22 protein-coding genes are annotated in these 24,074 nt (G+C 65.9%); 11 read left to right on the top strand and 11 right to left on the bottom strand.

Annotated features, from left to right (window positions below):
- Positions 1 to 75 precede the first annotated feature (75 nt).
- Positions 76 to 2,925 carry an aminomethyl-transferring glycine dehydrogenase gene (gcvP, locus tag DL899_RS07750; protein WP_111733517.1) on the top strand — a complete coding sequence of 950 codons (2,850 nt, stop codon included), beginning with the start codon at positions 76 to 78 and terminating at the stop codon, positions 2,923 to 2,925.
- A 50-nt stretch (positions 2,926 to 2,975) separates the two neighbouring features.
- Here the strand turns inward: gcvP and DL899_RS07755 are convergent, their stop codons facing one another.
- Complete coding sequence (locus DL899_RS07755) at positions 2,976 to 5,495, bottom strand: ABC transporter permease (protein ID WP_111733518.1); 2,520 nt, start codon at positions 5,493 to 5,495, stop codon at positions 2,976 to 2,978.
- On the bottom strand, positions 5,492 to 6,196 hold the full coding sequence (locus tag DL899_RS07760; RefSeq protein WP_111733520.1) for an ABC transporter ATP-binding protein: 705 nt from the start codon (positions 6,194 to 6,196) through the stop codon (positions 5,492 to 5,494). Before DL899_RS07760 ends, DL899_RS07755 begins: the two co-directional genes overlap by 4 nt.
- On the opposite strand from DL899_RS07760, the gene DL899_RS07765 reads away from it, so the two are divergent.
- Positions 6,195 to 6,872 (top strand): arylesterase, encoded by a 678-nt coding sequence (locus DL899_RS07765; protein ID WP_111733522.1) that lies wholly within the window; start codon positions 6,195 to 6,197, stop codon positions 6,870 to 6,872. The two genes, DL899_RS07760 and DL899_RS07765, sit on opposite strands and share 2 nt — an antisense overlap.
- A gap of 73 nt (positions 6,873 to 6,945) precedes the next feature.
- Here the strand turns inward: DL899_RS07765 and DL899_RS07770 are convergent, their stop codons facing one another.
- Positions 6,946 to 7,152 (bottom strand): cold-shock protein, encoded by a 207-nt coding sequence (locus tag DL899_RS07770; RefSeq protein WP_111733524.1) that lies wholly within the window; start codon positions 7,150 to 7,152, stop codon positions 6,946 to 6,948.
- A gap of 185 nt (positions 7,153 to 7,337) precedes the next feature.
- Positions 7,338 to 7,892 carry a L,D-transpeptidase gene (locus DL899_RS07775; protein ID WP_111733526.1) on the bottom strand — a complete coding sequence of 185 codons (555 nt, stop codon included), beginning with the start codon at positions 7,890 to 7,892 and terminating at the stop codon, positions 7,338 to 7,340.
- Positions 7,893 to 8,514: 622 nt separating this feature from the next.
- Between DL899_RS07775 and DL899_RS07780 the strand changes: the two genes are divergently transcribed.
- The gene (locus DL899_RS07780) at positions 8,515 to 9,117 is read left to right on the top strand and encodes an REP-associated tyrosine transposase (RefSeq protein WP_111733601.1); all 603 of its coding nucleotides are present in this window, start codon (positions 8,515 to 8,517) and stop codon (positions 9,115 to 9,117) included.
- A 74-nt stretch (positions 9,118 to 9,191) separates the two neighbouring features.
- Here the strand turns inward: DL899_RS07780 and ettA are convergent, their stop codons facing one another.
- Complete coding sequence (gene ettA, locus DL899_RS07785; protein WP_111733527.1) at positions 9,192 to 10,844, bottom strand: energy-dependent translational throttle protein EttA; 1,653 nt, start codon at positions 10,842 to 10,844, stop codon at positions 9,192 to 9,194.
- 144 nt (positions 10,845 to 10,988) lie between these two features.
- Between ettA and DL899_RS07790 the strand changes: the two genes are divergently transcribed.
- Positions 10,989 to 11,603 carry a nicotinate-nucleotide adenylyltransferase gene (locus DL899_RS07790; protein ID WP_111733603.1) on the top strand — a complete coding sequence of 205 codons (615 nt, stop codon included), beginning with the start codon at positions 10,989 to 10,991 and terminating at the stop codon, positions 11,601 to 11,603.
- A gap of 58 nt (positions 11,604 to 11,661) precedes the next feature.
- Positions 11,662 to 13,152, top strand: a complete 1,491-nt coding sequence (dacB, locus tag DL899_RS07795) for a D-alanyl-D-alanine carboxypeptidase/D-alanyl-D-alanine endopeptidase (protein ID WP_111733529.1) — start codon at positions 11,662 to 11,664, stop codon at positions 13,150 to 13,152.
- 167 nt (positions 13,153 to 13,319) lie between these two features.
- Here the strand turns inward: dacB and DL899_RS07800 are convergent, their stop codons facing one another.
- Positions 13,320 to 14,342: an aspartate-semialdehyde dehydrogenase gene (locus DL899_RS07800; protein WP_111733531.1), complete on the bottom strand. Its 1,023-nt coding sequence runs from the start codon at positions 14,340 to 14,342 to the stop codon at positions 13,320 to 13,322.
- A gap of 81 nt (positions 14,343 to 14,423) precedes the next feature.
- A complete protein-coding gene (locus DL899_RS07805) occupies positions 14,424 to 14,858 on the bottom strand; it encodes an Lrp/AsnC family transcriptional regulator (protein WP_111733533.1) in 435 nt (144 codons plus the stop codon).
- Between the two features lie 116 nt (positions 14,859 to 14,974).
- Here DL899_RS07805 and DL899_RS07810 point away from each other — a divergent pair, with 116 nt between their 5' ends.
- Together DL899_RS07810 and DL899_RS07815 are read left to right on the top strand one after the other, a co-directional pair.
- On the top strand, positions 14,975 to 16,105 hold the full coding sequence (locus tag DL899_RS07810; protein ID WP_111733535.1) for a type III PLP-dependent enzyme: 1,131 nt from the start codon (positions 14,975 to 14,977) through the stop codon (positions 16,103 to 16,105).
- Between the two features lie 106 nt (positions 16,106 to 16,211).
- Positions 16,212 to 17,273: a DUF2235 domain-containing protein gene (locus DL899_RS07815; protein WP_111733537.1), complete on the top strand. Its 1,062-nt coding sequence runs from the start codon at positions 16,212 to 16,214 to the stop codon at positions 17,271 to 17,273.
- Positions 17,274 to 17,282: 9 nt separating this feature from the next.
- On the opposite strand, the gene DL899_RS07820 is transcribed toward DL899_RS07815, so the two are convergent.
- Positions 17,283 to 17,786 (bottom strand): PaaI family thioesterase, encoded by a 504-nt coding sequence (locus DL899_RS07820; RefSeq protein ID WP_111733539.1) that lies wholly within the window; start codon positions 17,784 to 17,786, stop codon positions 17,283 to 17,285.
- Between the two features lie 71 nt (positions 17,787 to 17,857).
- Complete coding sequence (metF, locus tag DL899_RS07825; RefSeq protein WP_111733541.1) at positions 17,858 to 18,730, bottom strand: methylenetetrahydrofolate reductase [NAD(P)H]; 873 nt, start codon at positions 18,728 to 18,730, stop codon at positions 17,858 to 17,860.
- Positions 18,731 to 18,830: 100 nt separating this feature from the next.
- On the opposite strand from metF, the gene DL899_RS07830 reads away from it, so the two are divergent.
- The 4 genes from DL899_RS07830 (at position 18,831) to DL899_RS07845 (ending at position 21,786) form a co-directional block, all read left to right on the top strand.
- Entirely contained in the window at positions 18,831 to 19,751 is a 921-nt protein-coding gene (locus DL899_RS07830; protein ID WP_111733543.1) for a LysR family transcriptional regulator, read from the top strand.
- Positions 19,752 to 19,915: 164 nt separating this feature from the next.
- A complete protein-coding gene (locus DL899_RS07835; RefSeq protein WP_111733545.1) occupies positions 19,916 to 20,680 on the top strand; it encodes a Hint domain-containing protein in 765 nt (254 codons plus the stop codon).
- Between the two features lie 435 nt (positions 20,681 to 21,115).
- Positions 21,116 to 21,367, top strand: a complete 252-nt coding sequence (locus DL899_RS19595; RefSeq protein ID WP_111733547.1) for a hypothetical protein — start codon at positions 21,116 to 21,118, stop codon at positions 21,365 to 21,367.
- A 233-nt stretch (positions 21,368 to 21,600) separates the two neighbouring features.
- Entirely contained in the window at positions 21,601 to 21,786 is a 186-nt protein-coding gene (locus DL899_RS07845) for a CTP synthetase (RefSeq protein WP_111733549.1), read from the top strand.
- Here the strand turns inward: DL899_RS07845 and DL899_RS07850 are convergent.
- Complete coding sequence (locus DL899_RS07850) at positions 21,783 to 22,544, bottom strand: alpha/beta fold hydrolase (RefSeq protein ID WP_111733550.1); 762 nt, start codon at positions 22,542 to 22,544, stop codon at positions 21,783 to 21,785. The two genes, DL899_RS07845 and DL899_RS07850, sit on opposite strands and share 4 nt — an antisense overlap.
- 75 nt (positions 22,545 to 22,619) lie before the next feature.
- On the bottom strand, positions 22,620 to 23,927 hold the full coding sequence (gene glyA / locus DL899_RS07855; protein WP_111733552.1) for a serine hydroxymethyltransferase: 1,308 nt from the start codon (positions 23,925 to 23,927) through the stop codon (positions 22,620 to 22,622).
- Between the last annotated feature and the right edge of the window lie 147 nt (positions 23,928 to 24,074).

The raw sequence follows: 24,074 nt of genomic DNA on the forward strand, positions 1-24,074 counted from the left end.
TCGTGCCTAGGATGTTGATGAACGGGGCGCAGGCGCCGGCTGATCGGCGCCGCCTGAACAACGGATGAGGAAACCATGCCCTTCAAGCCCACCGAATACCTGCCCTACGATTTCGCCAACCGCCGCCATATCGGCCCCTCGCCCGAGGAAATGGACGGGATGCTGCAGGTGCTGGGCGTCGACAGCCTGGACCAGCTGATCGACGAGGCGGTGCCGAAATCCATCCGGCAGGAAAAGCCGCTGGAGTTCGGCAAGCCGCTTTCCGAGCGCGAGTTGATACACCGCATGCGGATGACGGCGGGTAAGAACAAGGTCCTGGTCAGCCTGATCGGGCAGGGCTATCACGGCACGGTCACGCCGCCGGCGATCCAGCGCAACATCCTGGAAAACCCGGCCTGGTACACCTCTTACACCCCCTATCAGCCCGAGATCAGCCAGGGCCGGCTGGAGGCGCTGCTGAACTTCCAGACCATGATCTCGGATCTGACCGGGCTGGAGATCGCCAACGCCTCGCTGCTGGACGAGGCCACCGCCTGCGCCGAGGCGATGACCATGGCGCAGCGCGTCGCCAAGTCAAAGGCCGGCGCGTTCTTTGTCGACCGCGACTGCCACCCGCAGAACATCGCCGTCGTCCAGACCCGCGCCGCGCCGCTGGGGATCGAGGTGATCGTCGGCAACCCCGACAAGATGGACGCCTCTAAGGTCTTTGGTGCTTTGTTCCAGTATCCGGGCACCTATGGCCATGTGCGCGATTTCACCTCTCACATAGAAGCGCTGCACGAACATGGTGCCATCGGCATCGTCTCGGCCGACCCGCTGGCGCTGACGCTGCTCAAGGAACCCGGCGAAATGGGGGCCGACATCGCGGTGGGCAGCGCCCAGCGATTCGGCGTGCCGATGGGCTATGGCGGCCCGCACGCCGCCTATATGGCGTGCCGCGAGTCGTTCAAACGGGCGATGCCGGGGCGGCTGGTGGGCGTTTCGGTCGACAGCCACGGCAACCGCGCCTATCGCCTGGCCCTGCAGACCCGCGAACAACATATCCGCCGGGAAAAGGCGACCAGCAATGTCTGCACCGCGCAGGCGTTGCTGGCGGTGATGGCGTCGATGTACGCGGTGTTCCACGGGCCCAAGGGGCTGAAGGCCATCACCCAGCGCATCCACCGCAAGACCGTGCGCCTGGCCCGTGGGCTGGAAGAGGCGGGTTTCAAGGTCGATCCCAAGGCGTTCTTCGACACCATCACCGTGGATGTCGGCCCGCTGCAGGCGGCGGTGTTGAAATCGGCGGTGGACGAGGGCATCAACCTGCGCCGCGTCGGCGAAACCCGTGTCGGCATCACGCTGGACGAGGCGACGCGCCCCAAGAGCATCGAGGCGGTCTGGCGGGCCTTTGGTATCGAACGCCGCGACGACAATTTCGAACCCGAATACCGGGTGCCCGAGAACATGCACCGGCGGACCGAATACCTGACCCACCCGATTTTCCACATGAACCGGGCCGAGACCGAGATGATGCGCTACATGCGCCGGCTGGCCGACCGTGACCTGGCGCTTGACCGGGCGATGATCCCGCTGGGCAGCTGCACGATGAAACTGAACTCGGCCGCCGAGATGATGCCGATCAGCTGGCGCGAATTCGCGCAGCTACATCCCTTCTGCCCGCCCGACCAGGCCGAGGGATACCGCGAGATGATCGACGATCTTTGCGCCCGGCTGTGCGAGATCACCGGCTATGACGCGATGTCGATGCAGTCCAATTCCGGCGCTCAGGGCGAATATGCCGGGCTGCTGACGATCGCGGCCTGGCACCGCGCCAACGGGCAGGGCCACCGCAATGTGTGCCTCATCCCGGTCAGCGCCCACGGCACCAACCCGGCCAGCGCGCATATGGTCGGCTGGAAGGTGGTGACGGTGAAATCAGCCGAGAACGGCGATATCGACCTGGACGATTTCCGCGCCAAGGCCGAGGCCAACGCCGACAACCTGGCCGCCTGCATGATCACCTATCCCAGCACCCACGGCGTGTTCGAGGAGGGCGTGCGCGAGGTCTGCGACATCGTGCATCGGCATGGCGGGCAGGTCTATATCGACGGCGCCAACCTGAATGCCATGGTCGGGCTTGCGCGGCCGGGCGACATCGGCGGGGATGTGAGCCACCTCAACCTGCACAAGACCTTTTGCATCCCGCATGGCGGTGGCGGCCCCGGCATGGGGCCGATCGGGGTCAAGGCGTACCTTGCGCCCTTCCTGCCAGGTCATCCGCAAACCGGCGGGCAGGAAGGGCCGGTTGCGGCCGCGCCCTATGGCTCGCCCTCGATCCTGCCGATCAGCTGGGCCTATATCCTGCTGATGGGCGGGCAGGGGCTGACCCAGGCGACGCGGGTGGCGATCCTGAACGCCAACTACATCGCCAAGCGGCTGGAAGGGGCCTATGACGTGCTCTTCAAGGGGCAGAACGGTCGGGTTGCGCATGAATGCATCTTTGACACCCGCCCCTTTGCCGACAGCGCCGGCGTGACCGTCGACGACATCGCCAAGCGGCTGATCGACAACGGTTTTCACGCCCCGACGATGAGCTTTCCCGTGCCCGGTACGCTGATGGTCGAACCCACCGAGAGCGAAACCAAGGCCGAGCTGGACCGTTTCTGCAACGCGATGCTGGCGATCCGCGAGGAAATCCGCGCCATCGAGGAAGGTCGGATCGACCCGGAAAACAACCCGCTCAAGAACGCGCCGCACACGATGGAGGATCTGGTGCGTGACTGGGACCGTCCCTATAGCCGCGAAGAGGCGTGTTTCCCGCCCGGCGCGTTCCGCGTCGACAAGTACTGGCCGCCAGTCAACCGTGTCGACAACGTCTGGGGCGACCGTCACCTGATCTGCACCTGCCCGCCGATGGAGGCGTACAGCGAGGCGGCGGAGTAGGGAATTCGCTCGAAGATCTCAGAAAGGGGCGGCACAGGATGCCGCCCCGGTCAGTCCTGCATCCGCAGTACCCGTGCGGGCCGGGCAGAAACCGGGCCCCAGGCAAAGGCCAGCCCGGCCAGAAGGCTGATCAGCGCGCCGCCGGCCACGATCAGCACCGCCGGCCCCCAGGCCACGGCAAAGCCGGTTTCCATCACGAAATGGCTGACCGCCCAGCCGCCGCCGATCCCGGCACCAAGCGCGACAAGCCCCGCCGCCGCGCCCAGCAAGGCCGCGCGCAGCGTCAGCCCCCACAGGATGCGCGCCCGCGTGGCGCCCAGTGTTTTCAGGATCGCCGCCTCGTAGCGGCGCGCGCGCTGGTCGGCAGCGGCGGCCCCGATCAGCACGAGGAACCCGGTCATCAGCGTCGCCGCCGCGCCCCAGGCCGTGGCCGAGGCAAGACCGTCCAGCAGCCCGCTCACCCGTTCGATCGCTTCGCGCACGCCGATGGCTGTGATGTTGGAGTGGGCGGTGGTGATGTCGCGCAGGATCGCCGCCTCTGCCTCGGGCGTGGCGTAGACGGTGGCGATGAAGCTGTGCGGTGCAGCCGCCAGCGCGGCCTCGTTCATCACCATGACGAACCCCATCCCGGCGGTCGAGAAATCGACCGCGCGAAGTGAGGTCAGCCGCGCCGTGATCGCGCGCCCCAGGATGTTGACGGTGATCTCGTCGCCCAGCTTGAGCCCCATCTCAGTGGCTTCTTCGGTGGCAAAGCTGATCTGCGGCGGGCCGTCATAACCCGCCCCCCACCATGTCCCTTCGACCAGTCGCGTGCGCGGGGGCAGGGCGCCGGCATAGCTGACGCCCCGGTCGCCGCGCAAAACCCAGTGATCGCCGGCGACCTCGGCCGCCGGGCGGCCGTTGATGGCGGTGATGATGCCGCGCAGCATCGGCGCGTGGTCCACGCGCTCGACGGCGGGGTCGGATTGCAGGCGTTCCAGCACCGCCGGCATTTGGTCCTTTTGAATGTCGACGAAAAAGAAGGCCGGCGCCCGGTCCGGCAGGTCGCGGGTGATGGCGCTGCGCAGGTTGGCGTCGATCTGCCCCACCGTGGCCAGCACCGACAGCCCCAGCCCCAGCGACAGCACCACCGCGCCGGCGCTGCCGCCCGGCGCCCCGATGGCCGCCAGCGCCCAGCCCAGCGCAGGTCGCCCCCGCGCGCGCCGCCTCAGTGCCCGTGCTGCTGCCGCGATGCCCCTGCCGGCCAGCGCCAGCACCGCCAGCGAGGCGGCGATGCCGCCCGCAGTCCAGAGCGTCAGCACCGCGTTGCCGGAAAACAGCGCCGCCGCCGCCAGCAGCGCGGCCAGCAGGGCAAATGTCGCCACGACAAAGGGCCGGGGCGGCAGCGCCCGCCCGTGCGAGAGCGCGCCACGATAGAGCGCGGCTGCCCGCACATCGCGCAGCCGCGCCAGTGGCCAGAGCGTAAAGATCAGCACTGTCAGCGCGCTGTATAGCGCGGCCTCGGCCATCGGGCGGGGCCAGGGGGCAAAGACCGCCGGAACCGGCAGCCGCGCCTCGATCAGCGGGGCCAGCAGCACCGGCACGCCGACCCCCAGCATGAGGCCCAGCACGATGCCGACCGCCGCCAGCGCGCCGGTCTGCAGGAAATAGGTCAGAAAGATCGTGCCCTGTTCGGCTCCCAACGTGCGCAGCGTGGCGATGGTTTCGGTCTTGCCCGCCAGGTAGGCCCGCAGCGCCGCCGAAATGCCGACGCCGCCCACGGCGAGGCCCGAAAGCCCCACCAGCACCAGGAACTTGCCCAGCCTGTCGACAAAGGCCGCCACGCCCGGCGCGCCATTGCGCGCGTCGCGCCAGCGCATGCCGCTGTTCTTGAGCGCCGCCTCGGCATCGGCCCTGGCATGGTCCGGGTCAACGCCTTGCGGCAGGTCCAGCCGGTAGCGCGTGGAAAACAGCGTGCCGGGTGACAGCAGCCCCGATTCCGCCAGCGCGGTTGTGGCGACGATGCTGCGGGGGCCAAGCCCGAAACCGGGGGTGGCGTTGTCGGGCTCATCTTTGAGCAGCGCCATTAGGTGAAACTCTTGCCGGCCAAGGCGAAAGCTGTCACCGGGCCCGATCCCCAGCCGCTGCGCCAGCATCGGGTGCACGACCGCGCCGGGCACCCCATCCTGCCCGGCCAGAGCCTTGGCCAGCGGTATCGGCGGATCGAGCGTTACCGCCCCGATCAACGGATAGGCTGCATCGACCGCCTTGACCTGGGTCAGCGCCTGCGGCCCGTCCGGCACCACCGCCATGGAACGGAAATCGACGATTTCCGAGGCTGCATTGGCCAGGCCGTCCATGAAGGCGCGCTCTTCCCCGCTGGCAAAGCGGTAGGTCAGCGTGATCTCGGCGTCCCCGCCCAGCAGCCTAGCCCCCTCGGCGACAAGGCCGCGGGTGACGCTTTCGCGCACCGTGCCCACCGCGGCTATGGCCGCAACGCCAAGGATCACGCAGCCCAGAAAGATGCGGAACCCGGCCAGCCCGCCGCGCAACTCGCGCCACGCCAGCCTTGCGGCGATGCGCAGGCTCATGCCGTGTCCGCCTCCGTCCCGGCATCCGCATCCGTGACGATGTGCCCGTCGCGCAGCCGGATCACCCGGTCGCAGCGTTCGGCCAGCTCCGGCGCGTGGGTGACCAGCACCAGCGTCGCGGCATGGCGTTCGCGCAGGCCGAACAGCATCTCGACGATGGCCGAGCCATTGACGGAATCGAGGTTGCCGGTGGGTTCGTCCGCCAGCAGGATGTCGGGGCGCGTCACCGCGGCGCGCGCCAGTGCCACGCGCTGTTGTTCGCCACCTGACAATTCGGCCGGGTAATGCTGCGCCCGTGCCGCCAGGCCGACCGCGCGCAATTCCTCGACCGCGCGATCATAGGCATCGGGCGCGCTGGCCAGTTCCAGCGGCGTGGCGACGTTTTCCAGCGCCGTCATTGTCGGGATCAGGTGAAAGGACTGGAACACCACCCCGAAATGGTCGCGCCTGAGACGGGCGAGGGCATCCTCGCTCATCCGTCCCAGGTCGTGGCCAAGCGCACAGACCCGCCCGCCGGTGGCGCGCTCCAGCCCGCCCATCAGCATCAGCAGCGATGATTTGCCCGACCCGGACGGCCCCACCAGCCCGACCGTCTGGCCGCGGTGGACATCGAGCGAGATCGCATCAAGTATCCGGACGGGGCCGGCATTGCCCTTGAGGTCAAGAGAAGCATTGGAAAGCGAAAGGACGGGAGAGGTCATGAAAAGGCGCCGCTGGATCAGGGGTTTTCTGACATATGGGGTGGCGGCGGCCTGCGGCAAGGCGCTGCTGCTGTGCCTTGCGCTGTCCGCGCCGGCGCGTGCCGATGAGGTCACGGTCCTGGCCTTTGGCGACAGCCTGACACAGGGCTATGGGCTGGTGCGGGAAAAGGGCCTTGTTCCGCAGTTGCAGGCATGGCTGACGGATCGCGGCATTTCGGCCGAAATCATCAATGGCGGCGTGTCGGGCGAAACCACCGCTGGCGGCGCGGCCCGCGTGGGCTGGAGCCTGACACCCGATATCGACGCGATGATCCTGGCGCTGGGCGCCAACGACATGCTGCGCGGGATCGACCCGGCGGTGACGCGGGCCAACCTGTCGGCCATCCTCGATACGGCCGCCGCGCAGGACGTGCCGGTGCTGCTGGTGGGGGTGCCGGCTAGCGGCAATTTCGGAGAGGACTACAAGACCGCGTTCGACGCGATCTTTCCCGACCTCGCCGCGCGATATGGCACGCTCTACTATCCGAACTTCTTTGCCGGGCTGGCGGGCGACAGCCTTGAGGACATGCGCGAGTGGATGCAGCCCGACGGCATTCACCCCAACGCCGAAGGCGTCGCGCGCATCATTGAGGCGATCGGCCCCGAAGTGATGCGGCTGATCGAGGCCGCGCGCTGACGACCGCCAATTTTAGCCGCCCAAATGAAAAAGGGCCCCGAAAGGGGCCCTGATCCGTCATTTCGGCGTTGGCTCAGGCCAGCGCGATGTTCGTCGCCGCTTCGCGGCCGTCACGGCCGGCTTCAACGTCGAAGGTCACTTTCTGGTTGTCGGCCAGACCGGTCAGACCGGCACGCTCGACTGCAGAGATGTGAACGAATACGTCACGACCACCGGATTCGGGGGCAATGAAGCCAAACCCTTTGGTGGCGTTGAACCATTTTACAGTGCCATTGGCCATCTGTATTACTCCTGTAGTTTCCTGCCCACGGTACTGCGGCAGGTCGGCTCGTCATAGCTGGATCGATTGACTGAGCCGTGGTACGGGAACAGATGGTCGATAGAAATAACGTCGCGAAACCGTATATGTGCGTTCCCTGACGTGTTTTCAAGAAGAATCTTTCAACCGTCTGATCGCGGCGCGGATCAGAGCACCGTGACCTTGGTGCCGGTCGGCACCCGTTCGAAAAGGTCCTTGACGTGTTCGTTCAGCATGCGGATGCAGCCGTTGGAAACGGACAGCCCGATGGTGCGCGGCGCGTTCGTGCCGTGGATGCGGTAATAGGTGTCGCGCCCGTTCTGAAAGAGATAGAGCGCCCGCGCACCCAGCGGGTTACCGGGCCCGCCGGGCTGGATATAGTCGTTGTCGACGAACTTGGCATAGGCACCGGGGTCGCGCTTGATCATCTCGTTGGTGGGGCGCCATGTCGGCCACTTGCGCTTGGCCCCGATCACCGCAGTGCCCTGGAATTCCAGCCCCGCGCGCCCGACGCCGACGCCATAGCGCAGCGCCTCGCCCGGTGCGGTGACGTAATAGAGAAAATGCGCCCGCGGCAGCACCAGCAACTGTCCGGGGCCGTAATTCGCCTGAATCTGCACGCGGGTGGGTTGGAACTTGGGGTCAAGCTCATAGGCCCGCGCCAGCGCCGGCGTGGCCAGCGCGGCAAGGCCGGTGGCAATGAACTGGCGCCTGCTCGTCATGTCATTCTCCCGTCGATTGGTGCATTCGGTGAACCCTGCATGTAATCTGCCACGAGGTATAGGCAAAATCAAAATCCGGTGACCTCTGGCGGCATGTGTCAGACAGATCGGCCGCTGTGCCGGGCCCGAACACTGCTGCCAGCTGCCGCGCGCAACCCCCCGTCACCAACCCGCCGCACAGCTTGTCGCGGGGAAAGGGCCTTGTCGACCAACGCCATCGAACAGCCCGTGTGCGCCGGGCCGGCGCCGGGAGTGACAAGATTAAACTGGGGCGCGGGTAAAGCGGCCCTGGCAGCAGGGGCTGCCCCTGCTTGGCGCGTTCGTGACGGGCACGAAAGCCGCCTGGCCAGTGTCAGAGCGCGGCCCAATCGGTAAAACGAAAGGGCTTTTGCGGCCGGTAGGTCGGGATGCGGTCAGGGTGGCGGTGTGTGCCGTGCCATTTGTCTGCGGTGTGTCGCATTGCCGGTCTCCTTGATGATCAGGAGCCTGCGCCGGAAATCTGCCGGTGGCGGGGCGGGGCCGGGGTATGTTGATGCCGTTTTCATGCCGGGGGCCGGTTGTGGGGGCTGTTTTTCAGGCGCCGTGCAAAGGATTGTTAACCTTGATGCCCGCAGATTGGGGCATGACGCGATACATTCGTCCAAAGCTGCCCGGGGCATGCGTGTTCTTTACCGTCAACCTGGCCGAGCGGGGCAGGTGGCTGTTGGTGGACGAAATCGTGCACCTGCGCGCCGCTGTCCGGGCGACACGGCAGGAACGGCCCTTTGAAATCGACGCGTGGGTTGTGTTGCCTGATCATATCCACGCGGTCTGGACCCTGCCTGAGGGGGACGCGGATTTTTCCACGCGGTGGGGCGCGATCAAGGCGCGGTTCACGCGGAGCTTGAACGAGGCACATCGTAGGCCGGGCTTCAGCCCGGCACCGCTGCCGACGGAATTTCCGGTGATCAGGGCGGGGCGATATGCCGGGCTGAAGCCCGGCCTACGACAGAACAAACGCGAATGCGCGATCTGGCAGCGCCGTTTCTGGGAACACCACATCCGGGACGCGGCGGATTACCATGCCCATCTGCGCTATTGCTGGGCGAACCCGGTCAGGCACGGGTTTGTCGAACGGGCGGTCGATTGGCCGTATTCGTCCATCCACCGCGATGTAGACGCCGGTCTGGTGGCGCCGGAATGGGCGGGCACGGTGGCGGAAGGAAACTTCGGAGAGGCGGTGTAGGGTGGGGTTTCACCCCACCGATATGCCCTGCAGGGCATAGGCAGATGGTGGGTTGCAAACCCACCCACCCCCATTCATCTCACAAACTTCTTGTACTTGATCCGCTTCGGCTCCAGCGCATCCGGGCCAAGCCGGCGTTTCTTGTCTTCCTCGTAATCCTCGAAGTTGCCCTCGAACCATTCCACATGCGCCTCGCCTTCGAAGGCCAGAATGTGGGTACAGATACGGTCGAGGAAAAAGCGGTCGTGGCTGATCACCACCGCGCAGCCGGCGAAATCCACCAGCGCATCCTCGAGCGCACGCAGCGTCTCGACGTCCAGGTCGTTGGTGGGTTCGTCCAGCAACAGGACGTTGCCGCCCTCTTTCAGCAGGCGCGCCATGTGCACCCGGTTGCGTTCGCCCCCGGACAATAGCGACATCTTCTTTTGCTGGTCGCCGCCCTTGAAGTTGAAGGCCGAGCAATAGGCGCGGCTGTTCATCTTGGCGTCGCCCAGCTCGATGATCTCGGCACCGCCCGAGATCGCCTCCCACACGGTTTCGTTGTCCTTCAGGTCGTCGCGGGACTGGTCCACATAGGCCAGCTTGACGGTGTCGCCATATTCGATCTGGCCCGCGTCGGGCTGTTCCTGGCCAGTCAGCATGCGAAACAGCGTCGTCTTGCCCGCGCCGTTGGGGCCGATCACGCCGACGATGCCGCCGGGCGGCAGCGAGAACGACAGATCCTCGACCAACAGCTTGTCGCCCATGTGCTTTTTCAGGCCCTCTACCTCGATCACCTTGCTGCCAAGGCGGGGGCCGTTGGGAATGACGATCTGGGCGCGGCCGACCTTTTCGCGTTCGGACTGGTTGGCCATCTCGTTATAGGCGTTGATCCGGGCCTTCTGCTTGGCCTGGCGGGCCTTGGCCCCCTGGCGGATCCATTCGAGTTCGCGCTCCAGCGTCTTTTGCCGGGTCTTGTCCTCGCGCGCCTCCTGTTCCAGGCGCTTGGCCTTCTGTTCCAGCCAGGCGGAATAGTTGCCCTCGTAGGGGATGCCGCGGCCACGGTCCAACTCGAGGATCCAGCCGGTGATGTCATCCAGGAAATAGCGGTCGTGGGTGACGATCAGGCAGGTGCCTTTATAGTCGATCAGGTGCTGTTGCAGCCAAGCGATGGTTTCGGCGTCAAGGTGGTTGGTGGGCTCGTCCAAAAGCAGCATGTCGGGCGCCTCGAGCAGCAGCTTGCACAGCGCCACCCGCCGCTTTTCGCCGCCCGAAAGCGATGCGACATCGGCATCGTCGGGCGGGCAGCGCAGTGCCTCGAGCGCGACGTCGATCTGGCTGTCGAGATCCCACAGGTTCTGGCTGTCGATCTCGTCCTGCAGCGCCGCCATCTCGTCGGCGGTTTCGTCGGAATAGTTCATCGCCAGTTCGTTGAACCGGTCCAGCTTGGCCTTTTTGTCGGCCACGCCCAGCATGACGTTGCCACGCACGTCCAGCGAGGGGTCAAGTTGCGGCTCTTGCGGCAGATAGCCGACGCGCGCGCCTTCGGCCGCCCATGCCTCGCCGGTGAAATCGGTGTCGAGGCCGGCCATGATCCGCATCAGGGTCGATTTACCGGCGCCGTTCACGCCGACGACGCCGATCTTTACCCCGGGAAGAAAGCTGAGGTGGATGTCCTCGAAGCATTTCTTGCCGCCGGGGTAAGTCTTGGAGACACCCTGCATGTGATAGACGTATTTCTGCGCCATGTGTCTTGTTCTTTCTCGCTGAAGCCGGGTTGAGGGGCATCTAACCTTGTGGGGCGCGGAATTCAAATGCCGAAAGTGCTGGCATATGCGCGCTTTCGCGAAAACCGCTGGACATGGCCGCGCCCCTGCGGCCAAACAGGCGCCATGCGGCAACCGCTTCCACCCGTGCGCCCCGGACAGGCGGTCGGTCTTCTGGGCGGGTCGTTCGACCCGCCGCACCAGGGCCATGTCCATATCAGTCGCGAGGCGCTCAAGCGTTTCGCGCTGGATCGCGTGTGGTGGCTGGTCAGCCCCGGCAACCCGCTGAAAACCCACGGCCCCGCGCCGCTGGCCCACCGGATGGAGGCCTGCCGCGCCATCCTGGACCATCCGCGCATGGAGGTCAGCGATTTCGAGGCCCGCGCCGGCACCCGCTATACCGCCGAAACCATTGCGGCGCTGCAGGCGGCGCAGCCCGGTGTGCGGTTCGTCTGGCTGATGGGGGCCGACAACCTGGCGCAGTTTCACCTGTGGCAGGACTGGCAAGAGATCGTGAAACGCGTGCCGCTGGGCATCCTGGCCCGGCCGGAACAGCGCATTTCGGCGCGCATGTCCAAGGCTGCGCGCATCTATTCCCACGCCCGGCTGCGCCCGTCGCAAAGCCGCCTGCTGGCCCGGGTGCAGGCGCCGGCGTGGTGTTTCGTCAACGTGCCGATGCGGAGTATTTCGTCAACCGAGCTGCGGGAGGCTGGCAATTGGCGCGAATTGGGCAACAATTGATCCGGCCCTGTGTGCAATTCACATTGTCTGAGCGCAGTGCCGTGGCATAATTGATCATATGTTAAATCATGTTTCGAGACGGTTTTTTCTGGGGGGCGTGTTTGCAGGGCTTGCGGGGCCGGGCTGGGCGGGGCCTCCGGCCGTGTCCCTGCGGCCCAGGACGAGGCCGGAGGATTTCGGGGGTCGGACAGAACCGCCGGTAAGCGGGCTGATCGACGCGGCGCAACTGGGCGGGCGCGTCACCTATGCCGTTGTCGATGTCGCGACGGGGAAGGTGCTGGAAAGCCAAGGTGGGGGCCTGGGCCAGCCGCCGGCAAGCGTGACCAAGGTGATCACCGCGCTTTATTCGCTTGACGTGCTGGGGCCGCAATTCCGTTTTGAGACGCGGCTGCTGGCCTCCGGCCCGGTGCGCGACGGGGTCGTAGACGGCGACCTGATCCTGGCCGGCGGCGGCGACCCGACGCTGGATACCGATGAGCTGGCCGACATGGCGGCCCGGCTGAAGGAGGCGGGCGTGCGTGAGGTGCGCGGCAAGTTCAGGGTCTGGTCCGGGGCGTTGCCCTATCAGCGCGTGATCGACCCCTCGCAGCCCGAGCATGTGAGTTACAACCCATCGCTGTCGGGGCTCAACCTCAACTACAACCGGGTGCATTTCGAGTGGAAGCGCGCCGGTCAGGGGTACAGCGTGACGATGGATGCGCGCTCGGCCCGCTATCGGCCCGAGGTGCGTGTCGCGCGGATGGCCGTCGCCAAGCGCAGCCTGCCGGTCTACACCTATGCCGACCGTGGCGACCATGACGCCTGGAGCGTGGCCAGCGGGGCGCTGGGCAAGGGTGGTTCGCGCTGGCTGCCGGTTCGCCGCCCAGCCGCCTATGCGGCAGAGGTCTTTGCCACCTTCGCCCGCGCCCATGGCATCGTGCTGACCCCCGGCCGCCCCCTGGGCGAGACGCCGGGCGGGCAGATCCTGCTGACCCACAAGAGCGCGCCGCTGAGCGAAATCCTGCGCGGCATGCTGAAGTATTCCAACAACCTGACGGCCGAGCTGGTGGGCCTGACCGCCACGGCACGGCGGCGTGGAAAGCCGGCGCCGCTGGCGGCCTCGGCGCGCGAGATGAGCGCCTGGGCCCAGGACCTGCTGCGCATACCGGGCGCGCATCTGGTCGATCATTCGGGGCTGGGAGAGGCATCGAGGCTTGGCGCGGCATCGCTGGCACATGCGCTGGCGCAGATGCATGCCGACGGCCTGCTCAAGCCGCTGCTAAAGCCGTTCCCGATGCGCGACAGCAACGGCAAGGCGGTGCCGGACCACCCCATCAATGTCGCTGCCAAGACCGGCACGCTTTACTTTGTCAGTTCGCTGGCGGGTTATGTCACCGCGCCCGGCAGTCCCGAACTGGCCTTTGCGATTCTTGCCGCCAATACGGAGCTGCGCGAAGGGTACGACCGCACCACCGGCGAACGCCCGCCGGGCGCCTATGGCTGGAACCGCCGCGCGAAGAAGCTGCAGCAGGGTCTGATCGAACGCTGGACGCGGGTCTACGGCAGCTAGGCCCAAGACAATCGCCGCTGCCGCCGACCCGGCCGGGACAGAGATCTGTTGCGCTCTATCGGAAATTCCCGCGCCCCGGGCCTGACCCGGGGTCCACGCCCGCCGACAGGAAAGGCCCCGGCCCGGGGCCGGGGCAATTAACAGGTCTGATCTGGCGCGATACGCCCCTAGCCCTTTTTCAGAACCCGCGTGCCAAGGGTTTCGGCGATCTGCACGGCGTTCAGCGCCGCGCCCTTGCGCAGGTTGTCAGACACGCACCACAGGTTCAGCCCGTTGTCGATGGTCGAGTCCTGCCGGATGCGGCTGATGAAGGTGGCGAAGTCGCCCACGCATTCGACCGGGGTGACGTAGCCACCGGCTTCGCGCTTGTCGATCACCATGATGCCCGGCGCCTCGCGCAGGATGTCGCGGGCCTCATCCTCGTCGAGGAAGTCCTCGAACTCGATGTTGATGGCTTCGGCGTGGCCGACAAAGACCGGCACCCGCACACAGGTGGCAGTCACCTTAATCGATGAATCGACGATTTTCTTGGTCTCGGCGACCATCTTCCACTCTTCCTTGGTCGATCCGTCTTCCATGAAGACGTCGATATGGGGAATGACGTTGAAGGCGATCTGCTTTTGAAACTTTTTCGGCGGCACGTCGTCGGTGGGGTTGTACATCGACTTGGTCTGATCCCACAGCTCGTCCATGCCTTCCTTGCCGGCGCCCGACACCGACTGATAGGTCGACACCACCACCCGCTTGATACGCGCACGGTCATGCAGGGGCTTGAGCGCCACCACCATCTGCGCGGTGGAACAGTTGGGGTTGGCGATGATGTTCTTTTTCGCGTAGCTCTCGACCGCCTCGGGGTTCACCTCGGGCACCACCAGCGGCACATCGGCGTCGTAGCGGTAGAGCGACGAGTTGTCGATCACCACGCAGCCGGCCTTGGCCGCCTTGGGGGCATAGATCTTGGTCGCGTCCGAGCCGATGGCGAAAAGCGCGATGTCCCAGCCGGTGAAATCGAAGGCGTCAAGATCCTTTGTCTTGAGAGTTCGGTCGCCAAAGCTCACCTCGGTGCCCAGCGAGCGGCGGCTTGCCAGTGCGACGATTTCGTCCACCGGAAACTGGCGTTCGGCCAGGATGTTCAGCATTTCGCGGCCCACGTTGCCCGTGGCGCCGACGACGACGACCTTGTAACCCATTTCACTCTCCATTGCGGGGTTGCCGGCGCGTCATACATAGCTTTTCGGGGCGATGAAAGGGGGGTGCGCCGATCGGCCCTCTCAGCCGCGTCGGTCGAGCTTGGTCGAAAGACGGATCAGGCTTTCGGAACCGCGCACGCCCTTGGCCTCGCCGATGCGGTCGAGCGTGGCATCAAGTTCCTCGGTGCTGCTGGCCTCAAGCCCCACGATCAGGTCGAACCGGCCCGAGGTGGTATGCACCGTGCGCACCCCCGGCAGCGATTCAAGCCGCGCCAGCACGGCGGGGGCGCTGCGCGGTTCGATGCTGACCAGCGCCGTTGCCCTGAGCGGCGCGCTGAGCGACTCGTTCAGCCGCACGGTATAGCCTTGCACGATACCGGTGGCCTCCAGCCGGTCCAGCCGGGCCTGAACCGTGGTGCGCGCCAGCCCCAGCCGCCGCGCCAGTACCGCCACCGGCAGGCGCGCGTTTTCACGCAAGAGCGCCAGCAGTGCCCGGTCGAGATTGTCAATCTGCATTGGTCCTCGTCGAATTGCCGAGCCAGATACCATATATATACGAAGTGCTTGGTGAAATCGACGTAATTCGCGCCCATTCTTGGGGTAAATCCCGCGAGGCAGAACGAGGCAGCACCATGCGCGAAATCCCGACCTGGGCCGACCCGGCCACCCATATCGCCCGCCACCGTCCCGATACCGCGCTTTTTTATTTTGCGCCCGCGGTGTTACAGGCCACGGCGCGCCGGTTCCTGGCCGGGTTCCCGGGTCTTGTCACCTATGCAGTCAAGGCCAACGCGGGCGAAGAGGTGCTTGCCAACCTCGTCGCGGCCGGGATCGGCACCTTCGACGTCGCCAGCCCCCAAGAGATGCGCGCCGTGCGCGCCATCTGTGCGGATGCGGTGCTGCACTACAACAACCCCGTGCGCAGCCCCGATGAGGTGGCGTTCGCGTGCGAAATGGGGGTGGCGTCCTGTTCGGTCGATGACCGGCGCGAGCTGGAAAAGCTGGCCCCCCTGCCGCGCGATGTCGAGGTGGCGGTGCGGCTGGCCCTGCCGGTGACGGGGGCGGCCTATGATTTCGGCGCCAAGTTCGGCGCCCCGCCCGCCGCCGCTGTGGCACTGCTGCGCGAGGTGGCGGAAATGGGGTTTCGCCCGGTACTGACCTTTCACCCCGGCACGCAATGCGCCGATCCTGCGGCCTGGGGCACCTATATCCGGACCGCGGCACAGGTCGCGCACGAGGCCGGGGTGCGCATCGGGCGGCTGAATGTCGGCGGCGGCTTTGCCTCGCACCGCGATGGCGCCGCGCCGGACCTTGAGGCGATATTCGATCATATCGGACAGGTGGCGCGGCAGGAATTCGGCCCTGACGCGCCGGGGCTCTTGTGCGAGCCGGGCCGCGCCATGGCGGCAGAGGCGTTTACCCTGGCGACACGGGTTAAGGCGCTGCGCGGGGGCAATGCGGTGTTGCTTAATGACGGGGTCTATGGCGGGCTGTTCGAGGCCCGCGACATCGGCACCGCCCGGCGCATCACCGCGATCGCGCCCGATGGCACCCCGCGCAATGGGGCGCCGGTGGCGCGCACCGTCTTTGGCCCGACCTGTGACAGCCTTGACCGGCTGCCCGAGGCGATTGACCTGCCTTCCGATCTGGCCGAGGGGGACTATCTGCTATTTGCCGGCATGGGCGCCTATTCGCTGAGCCTGGCCACCCGGTTCAACGGCTATGGACCGGGCGAGACGGTAACGGTGGACGGTCTGGGCTGATCGCGGTACCTGTTGCGCCGGAACCCGGTCACGGCAGATCCGCTGGAAAATGAAATGCCGTGTTCAGATATATCTGCCATGATCGGGGCGACGGAGGTGACTGCCGATGACATGGACGGCGTGGGCGAAACGCATCTATTCCGTGCTGCGTCCCGGCCGGCGGCAGGGGCGGCAGGGACAGCGGCACGAACGTGGGCATCTGACCCATGTCATCATCCTTGACGGCACCATGTCCTCGCTTGAGACGGGCTGCGAGAGCAATGCCGGTCTGGCCTACAAGCTGCTTTGCGAGGCGTTGCATGCGCGGCTGTCACTTTATTATGAGGCCGGCGTTCAGTGGCAGGATTGGCGCGCCACAGGCGACGTGATCTCGGGGCGGGGCATCAACAGTCAGATCCGCCGCGCCTATGGCTATCTTGCCAGCCGGTACCGCAGCGGTGACCGAATCATCCTGATGGGCTATTCGCGGGGCGCCTATGCGGTGCGCTCGCTGGCTGGCGTGATCGACCGGGTCGGGCTCTTGCAGGCGCGCCACGCGACCGAGCGCAACGTGCTGACCGCCTATCGCCACTACCAGGCGGGCGCCGGCAACGAGGCCGCGCGCGCCTTTGCCCGAACGCTGTGCCATGACGGGGTCGAGATCGAGATGGTCGGCGTCTGGGACACCGTCAAGGCGCTGGGCCTGCGTCTGCCAGTGCTGTGGCGGCTGACTGAGCCGGCGCACGCCTTTCACGATCACAAACTCGGCCCCTCGGTGCGCCATGGCTTTCACGCTCTGGCCCTGGACGAGACGCGCGAGGCATATACCCCCGTGCTGTGGCAAACGCCCGAGGGGTTTCAGGGCCATGTCGAACAGGTCTGGTTTCGCGGCACCCACGGCGATGTCGGCGGCCAGCTTGGCGGGTACGAGGCGGCGCGCCCGCTGGCCAATATCCCCTTTCGCTGGATGATGGAGCGGCTATCCGAATGCGGCGTCGATTTGCCCGATGGCTGGCAGGCGCGGTTTCGGGTCGATCCCGACGCGCCATCCTGCGGCACCTGGCGGGGCTGGGGGCGGCTGTTCCTGCTGCGCCATGCGCGGGCGGTGGGCCGCGACCCGTCAGAACGGATACACGAAACCGCACGCAAGCGGCAGGAAATGCCGCCCGATACTGCCGCCGCGCACTGAGGCGGGGCGCTATTTTGCCTTGGGCGCATCCATGATCAGGCAGGTGGTGCTGGCGGTGGCGTAAAGGCGGCCGTCATCCACCCCGCGCAATTCGCCGGTGGCGACCGCGGTGCGGCGACCGGCATGGGCCGTCTGGCCCACCGCGCGCACGCGCACGCCCAAAGGCACCGCGCGGGTAATATTCACCTTGAATTCAAGCGTTGTATAGATACGGCCCCGTTCCAGCGTCGACATCACCGCGCAGCCCATGCAACTGTCGAGAATGGCGCCGTACCAGCCGCCATGCACGCCGCGCATCGGGTTGGTGACCGCGAATTCCGGCACCCCCTCGAAGGTGACGCGCCCCTTGGCAACTTCGGTCACGCCAAAGCCCAGCGTCCCCCCGATGGGTGGCCCGGACAGGCGGCCGGCAAGGACATCCTGCATGAATTCCAGTCCCGACCGGCCGGTGAGGTCGGCCATGTCGGGCAGTTCGTCAAGCGTGCGGGCAGCGCGCGGTGCGGTGTCGGGCATGGGGTGATCTCCTTCCGCACGCAGGCTTAGGCGGGCAGGGCGAAAGGGGCAAGGGTGGAATGCAGTCCGGCTCAGGCCACGTCGCGCAGCCCGGCGCGCGAACGCACGCCCAGCGCGTGACAGATGTCGCGCGTCAGGTCGGGGCGGTTGAGGGTGTAGAAATGCAGATGCTCTACCCCGCCCTCGACCAGATTGTCGCACAGCTCTGTTGCCACGGCGGTGGCCAGCAGGTCGGCGCGGCCTTCGCCGTCGCGCTCGGCCCGCTCGAACGCATCGGCCAGCCAGCCCGGAACGCGCGTGCCGCAGGCCTGGGCAAAGCGCCGCGCACCGGCCCAGTTCTCGATCGGCAGGATGCCGGGCCTGATCGGCGCGTCGATGCCGGCCTTTTCACAGGCGTCGCGGAAGCGGAAAAAGGTCTCGGCCTCGAAGAAGAACTGGGTGATTGCCTCGCTCGCGCCCGCGTCGATCTTGCGCTTGAGCCATTCGATATCGGCCTGTGCGCTTGCCGCCTCGGGGTGTTTTTCGGGATAGGCGCCCACGCGAATGGTGAAGTCACCGGTTTCGGCCAGTGCCGAGATCAGCTCGCAACTGTCGGCAAAGCCCTCGGGATGCGGGGCGAACCGGTCGGCGCCCTTGGGCGGGTCGCCGCGCAGCGCCACGATCTCGCGCACGCCAGCCTGGGCGAAGTCACGGGCGATCTGCATGGTTTCGTCGCGGCTGGCGTCGACGCAGGTCAGATGTGCCGCGACGTTCAGGCCCGATGACCGGGTCAGCGTCGCCACCGCGTCGCGCGTCAACTCTCGCGTGGTGCCGCCGGCGCCGTATGTGACCGAGACGAATTCGGGCTGCAGGGGGCTGAGTGCCTGCACCGTGTCCCAAAGGCGGAACGACCCTTCGAGAGAGCGCGGCGGGAAGAATTCGAATGACACGGACGGAACGGACATGGTCGGCAATCCTTGACAGGCTGGGTTGCAGATCTTGTGGCAGGTTGGCGAATGTGAGACAACTTCATAAAATTCATGCTTTGAATGAGACAACCTAATAATGCACATTGATTTCCGGCACCTCCGCACCATCAGGGCTATCCACCAGGCCGGCGGGCTGGCGCGGGCGGCGGACCTTTTGCACATCACCCAGTCGGCACTGAGCCACCAGATCAAGGGGCTTGAAGACCAGGCCGGGGTCGAGCTGTTTGTGCGCCGCACCAAGCCCTTGCGGCTGTCGGAGGCCGGGATGCGCCTGCTGCGCGTCGCCGAAGAGGTGCTGCCAAAGATCGAGGCGCTCGAGGCCGAGTTCGAGGGGCTCAGGCGCGGCAGCGCCGGCCGGATGCACATCGCCATCGAATGCCACGCCTGTTTCGAGTGGCTGTTCCCGGTGCTGGAACGGTTTCGCATGTCCTGGCCCGAGGTAGATATCGACATCCGCCCCGGGCTGGCCTTTGACGCGCTGCCCGCACTGCAGGCCGAAGAGGTGGACGTGGTGATTTCGTCCGACCCCGAGGCGCTGGACGGCATCGATTTCCGCCCGCTGTTCGACTACGAGCCCGTTTTCGTGGCCGCCGCCGGGCATCCGCTGGCGAAAAAACTCTTTGTCGAAGCCGAGGACCTGCGCGACGAGACGCTGATCACCTATCCGGTCGATCGCACGCGGCTGGATGTCTTTACCGAGCTGCTGACGCCCGCCCGGATAGAGCCGCGCGCGGTACGGCAGGCCGAACTGACGGCGGTGATCCTGCTATTGGTGGCGTCGGGACGCGGGGTGGCGGTGCTGCCCGACTGGGTGCTGCGCGAAAGCCGCAGCAACAGCGAACTGATCACCCGCCCGCTGACCGAAACGGGGCTGACCAAGCGCCTTTACGCCGCCATCCGCCACGATGACGGCGACAAGCCCTACATGGCGCATCTGCTGCGGTTGGCGCGCGAAATCCCGGTGCGGATGCAGCGCCGCGAACCGGTCGCGGGCTAGCGCCGCCGCGCGCGCGGCGATTTGCCAAGACCTGGCCCCGGAATGCCCCAATCCATGCCATAAACCAGGCCTAATGTCGCACCTGCACGCGGTCACAGGCACCCGACAAGAGGTGCCGGGCGGCGGTAACGATTTCTTTGGGGCTTTCGAGGCAGGTTGGTGCGATGCCAAGGCGATCTGAAAACAGCGGGATTGATCATGCCGATGTGGCGCAGGCCGCGACGGCGGCCCGCCTGTGCCCGGGGCAGCGCGCGGTTGAGCGCGCTATCAACTGTTTTACACCCGGAACCCTGATAACCACCCGGGCCGGCAAGTGCCCGGTCGAAAAACTGCGCCCAGGCGACAAGCTGTTGACGCGCGACCACGGGTTTCAGCCGCTCTTGTGGTGCGGTATGCGCCGGGCCGATCCGTCGCACGCGGGGCCGGGGGCGTGGCCGGTGCTGATCCGCGCCGGTGCGCTGGGCCCGGGCCAGCCCGAACGCGACATGATCGTATCGCCGGGTCACCGGCTGCTGAGCACCGATCCCGATTTCGTGCGCGCCACCGGCGAACCTGAGGCGCTGATCGCGGCGCAGGCGCTGACGGCGCGGCTCGGTATCCAGCGGATCATGCCGGAACCGACGGTCTATCTGCATCTGCTGCTGGACCGGCACGAGGTCATCCTGGCTGAAAACAGCTGGACTGAGAGTTTTCGCCTGTCACGATCCGCCCTGCACATCATGGCGGCCGCGGGGCGTGAACACCTTGCGCGCATCCTGCCGCAACAGCGCGAATGGGCGGCTGACGCGGGGCAGGTGGCGGTGCAGGCCCCGGCGCGGCTGTGCCCGGCGGCGGATACCGGTGCGGGTGGGCTGGGCGACCAGGGCAGGAACCGGCCAGAGATTCGGCCGGATCACCTGCGCGAGATTCGGCACGCGATGGTGTTCTGAGGCTATGTCGAACTGTGCAGTCGCCGAAATCACCCCGGAAATCGGGGTGTAGCCCTCTCGCATGCGCAGAAAAACCGGGCTTTTGCGGCCCCTGTGCGCCAATTCGCTTGTCCACCGCGCAAGGGTGCCGAAACGTGGTTCTTTCTCTGGTTATCCACAGCAATTTCACGCGATATCAACGGGTTAATCCACAGATTTTTTTCATGCTGCAGTGCTATTTTCTTGCGCTATGCGTGCTGATTGGCAAAGCTGAACCTGCCGGTCGGGATCGTCAGAGAACGGCAGGCACGCAAAGGCCCCTCGGGACCGGCGCGGCGGGAAACGGGCGGTCGGCCTTGGCCGGCGGTTATCGGCCCAACGCAAAGGTTCATGGGATGGCGGTGCGGATTGGGGCAGCCCCTTTCCGTGGCGACCGGACCAGGGTCCGAGCAGACCATGGGCGTCGTGCCCTTCGAGATGCGGCGAACGTGGGAGGCCAAAGGCCGCAAGGCCGGAGGCGGATTGTACGGCACGTTCCTCGGAACAGGATTGTTCAATCCAGGGCGTCAGGTTTTCGGTGGCGATCTTCGGATCAAGACCGGGATGCACAGACCGCGTCTGCGCACCTGGCGCCTTTTTTCTTTTTCAAACACCGGCAAAAACGGAACGGGGCCTGCTGCCATTGGCAACCGGCCCCGCCGTCAGTAGATGCGACCGCGTCTATTGCACCTGTGGATGTATATTTACCCGTGCTTTCGACCTGAATCAACCAAATGCGGGGTGTCCATCCAAAAGCTGCGGCAGGTTGCGGAATTGCCACTATATTTTGTACAGAGGCGGCGGCAGACTGTCCGCCGCCTGAGACAGATCAAGGCGCGGGGGCGGGAATGCGGGTATGATCAAGGGGTAATGTGGCGAATTGAAATTTCGGAGGCTCAGTGATGCTGTGGCTGTTCTTGATCCTGCATCTCTTCATCGGGACAACCTTGGCCGGGTCATCCATGATCGCGGCGCTGACGATGGGATATGACACGATGACTCATATCCTGATCGCTGCCGGTATTGGCTTTGTCATCGCTTTTCCGGTCAGCTGGCTGGTGTCGAAACGGCTTTACGATCTGCGCTAGGGCGCGTCGAGAAAGGCGCGCACCGCCGCCTCGAACTCGCGTGGCTTTTCGGCGTGCAGCCAGTGCCCGGCTCCGGGGATTCTGGCAAACCGCGCCTTGGGGAAAAGCCGCTTGATCCGCTCGCGGTGTTCGGCGCGCACATAGTCCGAATTCGCCCCGGTCAGGAACAGGGCCGGGCCGTCGAAACGGCCGTCGATTTCAGGAAAGCCCAGGATGTGATCCATCTCGGCGGCGAGGGTGCCGAGGTTCAGCACCCAGCGGCGGTTCTTGACGTCCAGCGATTGCAGGAAGAACGACACCAGTTCGGGGTCGTCCACATGCGGCGCCAGCAGGTCCCTTGCGTCCGAACGCCGCTCGATCCCTGACAGATCGACGGCGCGCATCGCCTCGATGTACTGAATTTGCGTGTGGCCATAGGCGACCGGCGCGATGTCGGCCACGATCAGCCGGTTGACCAGCTCGGGCCGGGTCAGCGCCAGCACCATCGCGGCCTTGCCGCCCATCGAATGGCCCAGCACGTCCATCGGGCCGCCCAGGCGCTCGATCACCTGCGCCAGGTCGCCGGCAAGGTCAGGATAGCTGTGGGTTTCGAACCAGTGGCTTTCGCCGTGATTGCGCATGTCTACGGCCACCACGCGGCCCCGGTCCGAAAGTCGCCTGGCGATCACGCCCCAGTTGCGCCCTGACCCGTAAAGCCCGTGCGCGATCAGCAATCCGGGGCGGCCGGTGTCGTCGCCATGTTCGATAAAGTTCAGCATCGCGCCAGTGATAGCGCCGGGCAGGCAGGGATGCCAGCCCCCGCGCGGGCGTGCCGCGCGGGGGACTGTTTCGGATCAGAGCCCGGGATAAAGCGGGAAGCGCGCGCAGAGTTCGGCAACCTTGCCGCGCACGTTTTCCTCGACAGCGCCGTTGCCGTCGGGGCCGTTGGCGGCCAGCCCGTCGACCACCTCGACGATCCAGTCGGCGATCTGGCGGAACTCGGCGGTGTCAAAGCCGCGCGTGGTGCCCGCCGGCGTGCCAAGGCGGACGCCGCTGGTCACGGTGGGTTTCTCGGGGTCGAAGGGGATGCCGTTCTTGTTGACGGTGATACGGGCCCGCCCCAGCGCGGCGTCGGTGATGTTGCCGGTCACTTTTTTGGGGCGCAGGTCCACCAGCATCACATGGGTGTCGGTGCCGCCGGTGACAATGTCCAGCCCGCCCTTGACCAGTTGATCGGCCAGCGCATCGGCATTGGCGCGCACGCGGCGGATATAGTCCTTGAAGTCGGGCTGCAGCGCCTCGCCGAAGGCCACGGCCTTGGCCGCGATCACATGCATCAGCGGACCGCCCTGGATGCCGGGAAAGATGGCAGAGTTGACCTTTTTTGCGATGGTTTCGTCATTGGTCAGGATCATGCCGCCACGCGGGCCGCGCAGGGTCTTGTGGGTGGTGGTGGTGACGACATGCGCATGCGGAAACGGCGAGGGATGCTCGCCCGCCGCCACCAGCCCGGCAAAGTGGGCCATGTCGACATGCAGATAGGCACCCACCATGTCGGCGATGGCGCGGAAGCGGGCAAAGTCGATCACCCGCGGGATGGCCGAGCCGCCGGCGATGATGACCTTGGGCTTGTGTTCCAAGGCCAGGGTCTCGACCTCGTCATAGTCGATCAGGTTGTCCTGCCGCCGCACGCCGTACTGGACCGAGTTGAACCACTTGCCCGACTGGTTGGGCGCCGCGCCGTGGGTCAGGTGGCCGCCCGAGGCCAGGTTCATGCCCAGGATGGTGTCGCCCGGTTTCAGCAGCGCCTGGTTCACCCCCTGGTTGGCCTGGCTGCCAGAGTTGGGCTGCACGTTGGCGAATTCACAGTTGAACAGTTGTTTCGCGCGCTCGATGGCCAGGTTTTCGGCAATGTCGACGAACTGGCAGCCGCCATAATAGCGCCGGCCGGGATAACCTTCGGCGTACTTGTTGGTCAGTACCGAGCCCTGCGCCTGCAGCACGGCGGCCGAGACGATGTTTTCGGACGCGATCAGCTCGATCTCGTCGCGCTGGCGGCCCAGCTCCGATTCGATGACGCGGGCGATCTCGGGGTCGCGTTCGGCCAGGGGCTGGGTAAAGAACGATTTGTTATCAATGGGCTGGTTCGCATCATGCGGCATGTGGTGGATCTCCGTCGAGCTGCTGTTTGCGGGATTTCCTATCGGAAACCCGACATGCTTGAAAGGCTGTAAAGCGACAAAACCCCTTGCTTGGCCGGCATATCTGCCGCAACACGGAACCGTGCGTGATGCAAATGCTTCAATACG

Origin of the sequence: Roseovarius amoyensis (assembly GCF_003260265.1) — a bacterium.
Classification (GTDB): Bacteria; Pseudomonadota; Alphaproteobacteria; order Rhodobacterales; family Rhodobacteraceae; genus Roseovarius; species Roseovarius amoyensis.

Coding starts and splice junctions, on each gene's coding strand:
- DL899_RS07845 (WP_111733549.1), top strand. CDS start 21,601: ATGCTGTGGCTGTTCTTGATCCTGCATCTCTTCATCGGGACAACCTTG.
- DL899_RS07820 (WP_111733539.1), bottom strand. CDS start 17,786: ATGCCCGACACCGCACCGCGCGCTGCCCGCACGCTTGACGAACTGCCC.
- metF (WP_111733541.1), bottom strand. CDS start 18,730: ATGTCCGTTCCGTCCGTGTCATTCGAATTCTTCCCGCCGCGCTCTCTC.
- DL899_RS07790 (WP_111733603.1), top strand. CDS start 10,989: ATGCGGCAACCGCTTCCACCCGTGCGCCCCGGACAGGCGGTCGGTCTT.
- DL899_RS19595 (WP_111733547.1), top strand. CDS start 21,116: ATGGGCGTCGTGCCCTTCGAGATGCGGCGAACGTGGGAGGCCAAAGGC.
- DL899_RS07830 (WP_111733543.1), top strand. CDS start 18,831: ATGCACATTGATTTCCGGCACCTCCGCACCATCAGGGCTATCCACCAG.
- DL899_RS07755 (WP_111733518.1), bottom strand. CDS start 5,495: ATGAGCCTGCGCATCGCCGCAAGGCTGGCGTGGCGCGAGTTGCGCGGC.
- dacB (WP_111733529.1), top strand. CDS start 11,662: ATGTTAAATCATGTTTCGAGACGGTTTTTTCTGGGGGGCGTGTTTGCA.
- DL899_RS07780 (WP_111733601.1), top strand. CDS start 8,515: ATGACGCGATACATTCGTCCAAAGCTGCCCGGGGCATGCGTGTTCTTT.
- DL899_RS07850 (WP_111733550.1), bottom strand. CDS start 22,544: ATGCTGAACTTTATCGAACATGGCGACGACACCGGCCGCCCCGGATTG.
- DL899_RS07815 (WP_111733537.1), top strand. CDS start 16,212: ATGACATGGACGGCGTGGGCGAAACGCATCTATTCCGTGCTGCGTCCC.
- gcvP (WP_111733517.1), top strand. CDS start 76: ATGCCCTTCAAGCCCACCGAATACCTGCCCTACGATTTCGCCAACCGC.
- DL899_RS07810 (WP_111733535.1), top strand. CDS start 14,975: ATGCGCGAAATCCCGACCTGGGCCGACCCGGCCACCCATATCGCCCGC.
- glyA (WP_111733552.1), bottom strand. CDS start 23,927: ATGCCGCATGATGCGAACCAGCCCATTGATAACAAATCGTTCTTTACC.
- DL899_RS07760 (WP_111733520.1), bottom strand. CDS start 6,196: ATGACCTCTCCCGTCCTTTCGCTTTCCAATGCTTCTCTTGACCTCAAG.
- DL899_RS07835 (WP_111733545.1), top strand. CDS start 19,916: ATGCCAAGGCGATCTGAAAACAGCGGGATTGATCATGCCGATGTGGCG.
- DL899_RS07765 (WP_111733522.1), top strand. CDS start 6,195: ATGAAAAGGCGCCGCTGGATCAGGGGTTTTCTGACATATGGGGTGGCG.
- DL899_RS07775 (WP_111733526.1), bottom strand. CDS start 7,892: ATGACGAGCAGGCGCCAGTTCATTGCCACCGGCCTTGCCGCGCTGGCC.
- DL899_RS07770 (WP_111733524.1), bottom strand. CDS start 7,152: ATGGCCAATGGCACTGTAAAATGGTTCAACGCCACCAAAGGGTTTGGC.
- DL899_RS07805 (WP_111733533.1), bottom strand. CDS start 14,858: ATGCAGATTGACAATCTCGACCGGGCACTGCTGGCGCTCTTGCGTGAA.
- DL899_RS07800 (WP_111733531.1), bottom strand. CDS start 14,342: ATGGGTTACAAGGTCGTCGTCGTCGGCGCCACGGGCAACGTGGGCCGC.
- ettA (WP_111733527.1), bottom strand. CDS start 10,844: ATGGCGCAGAAATACGTCTATCACATGCAGGGTGTCTCCAAGACTTAC.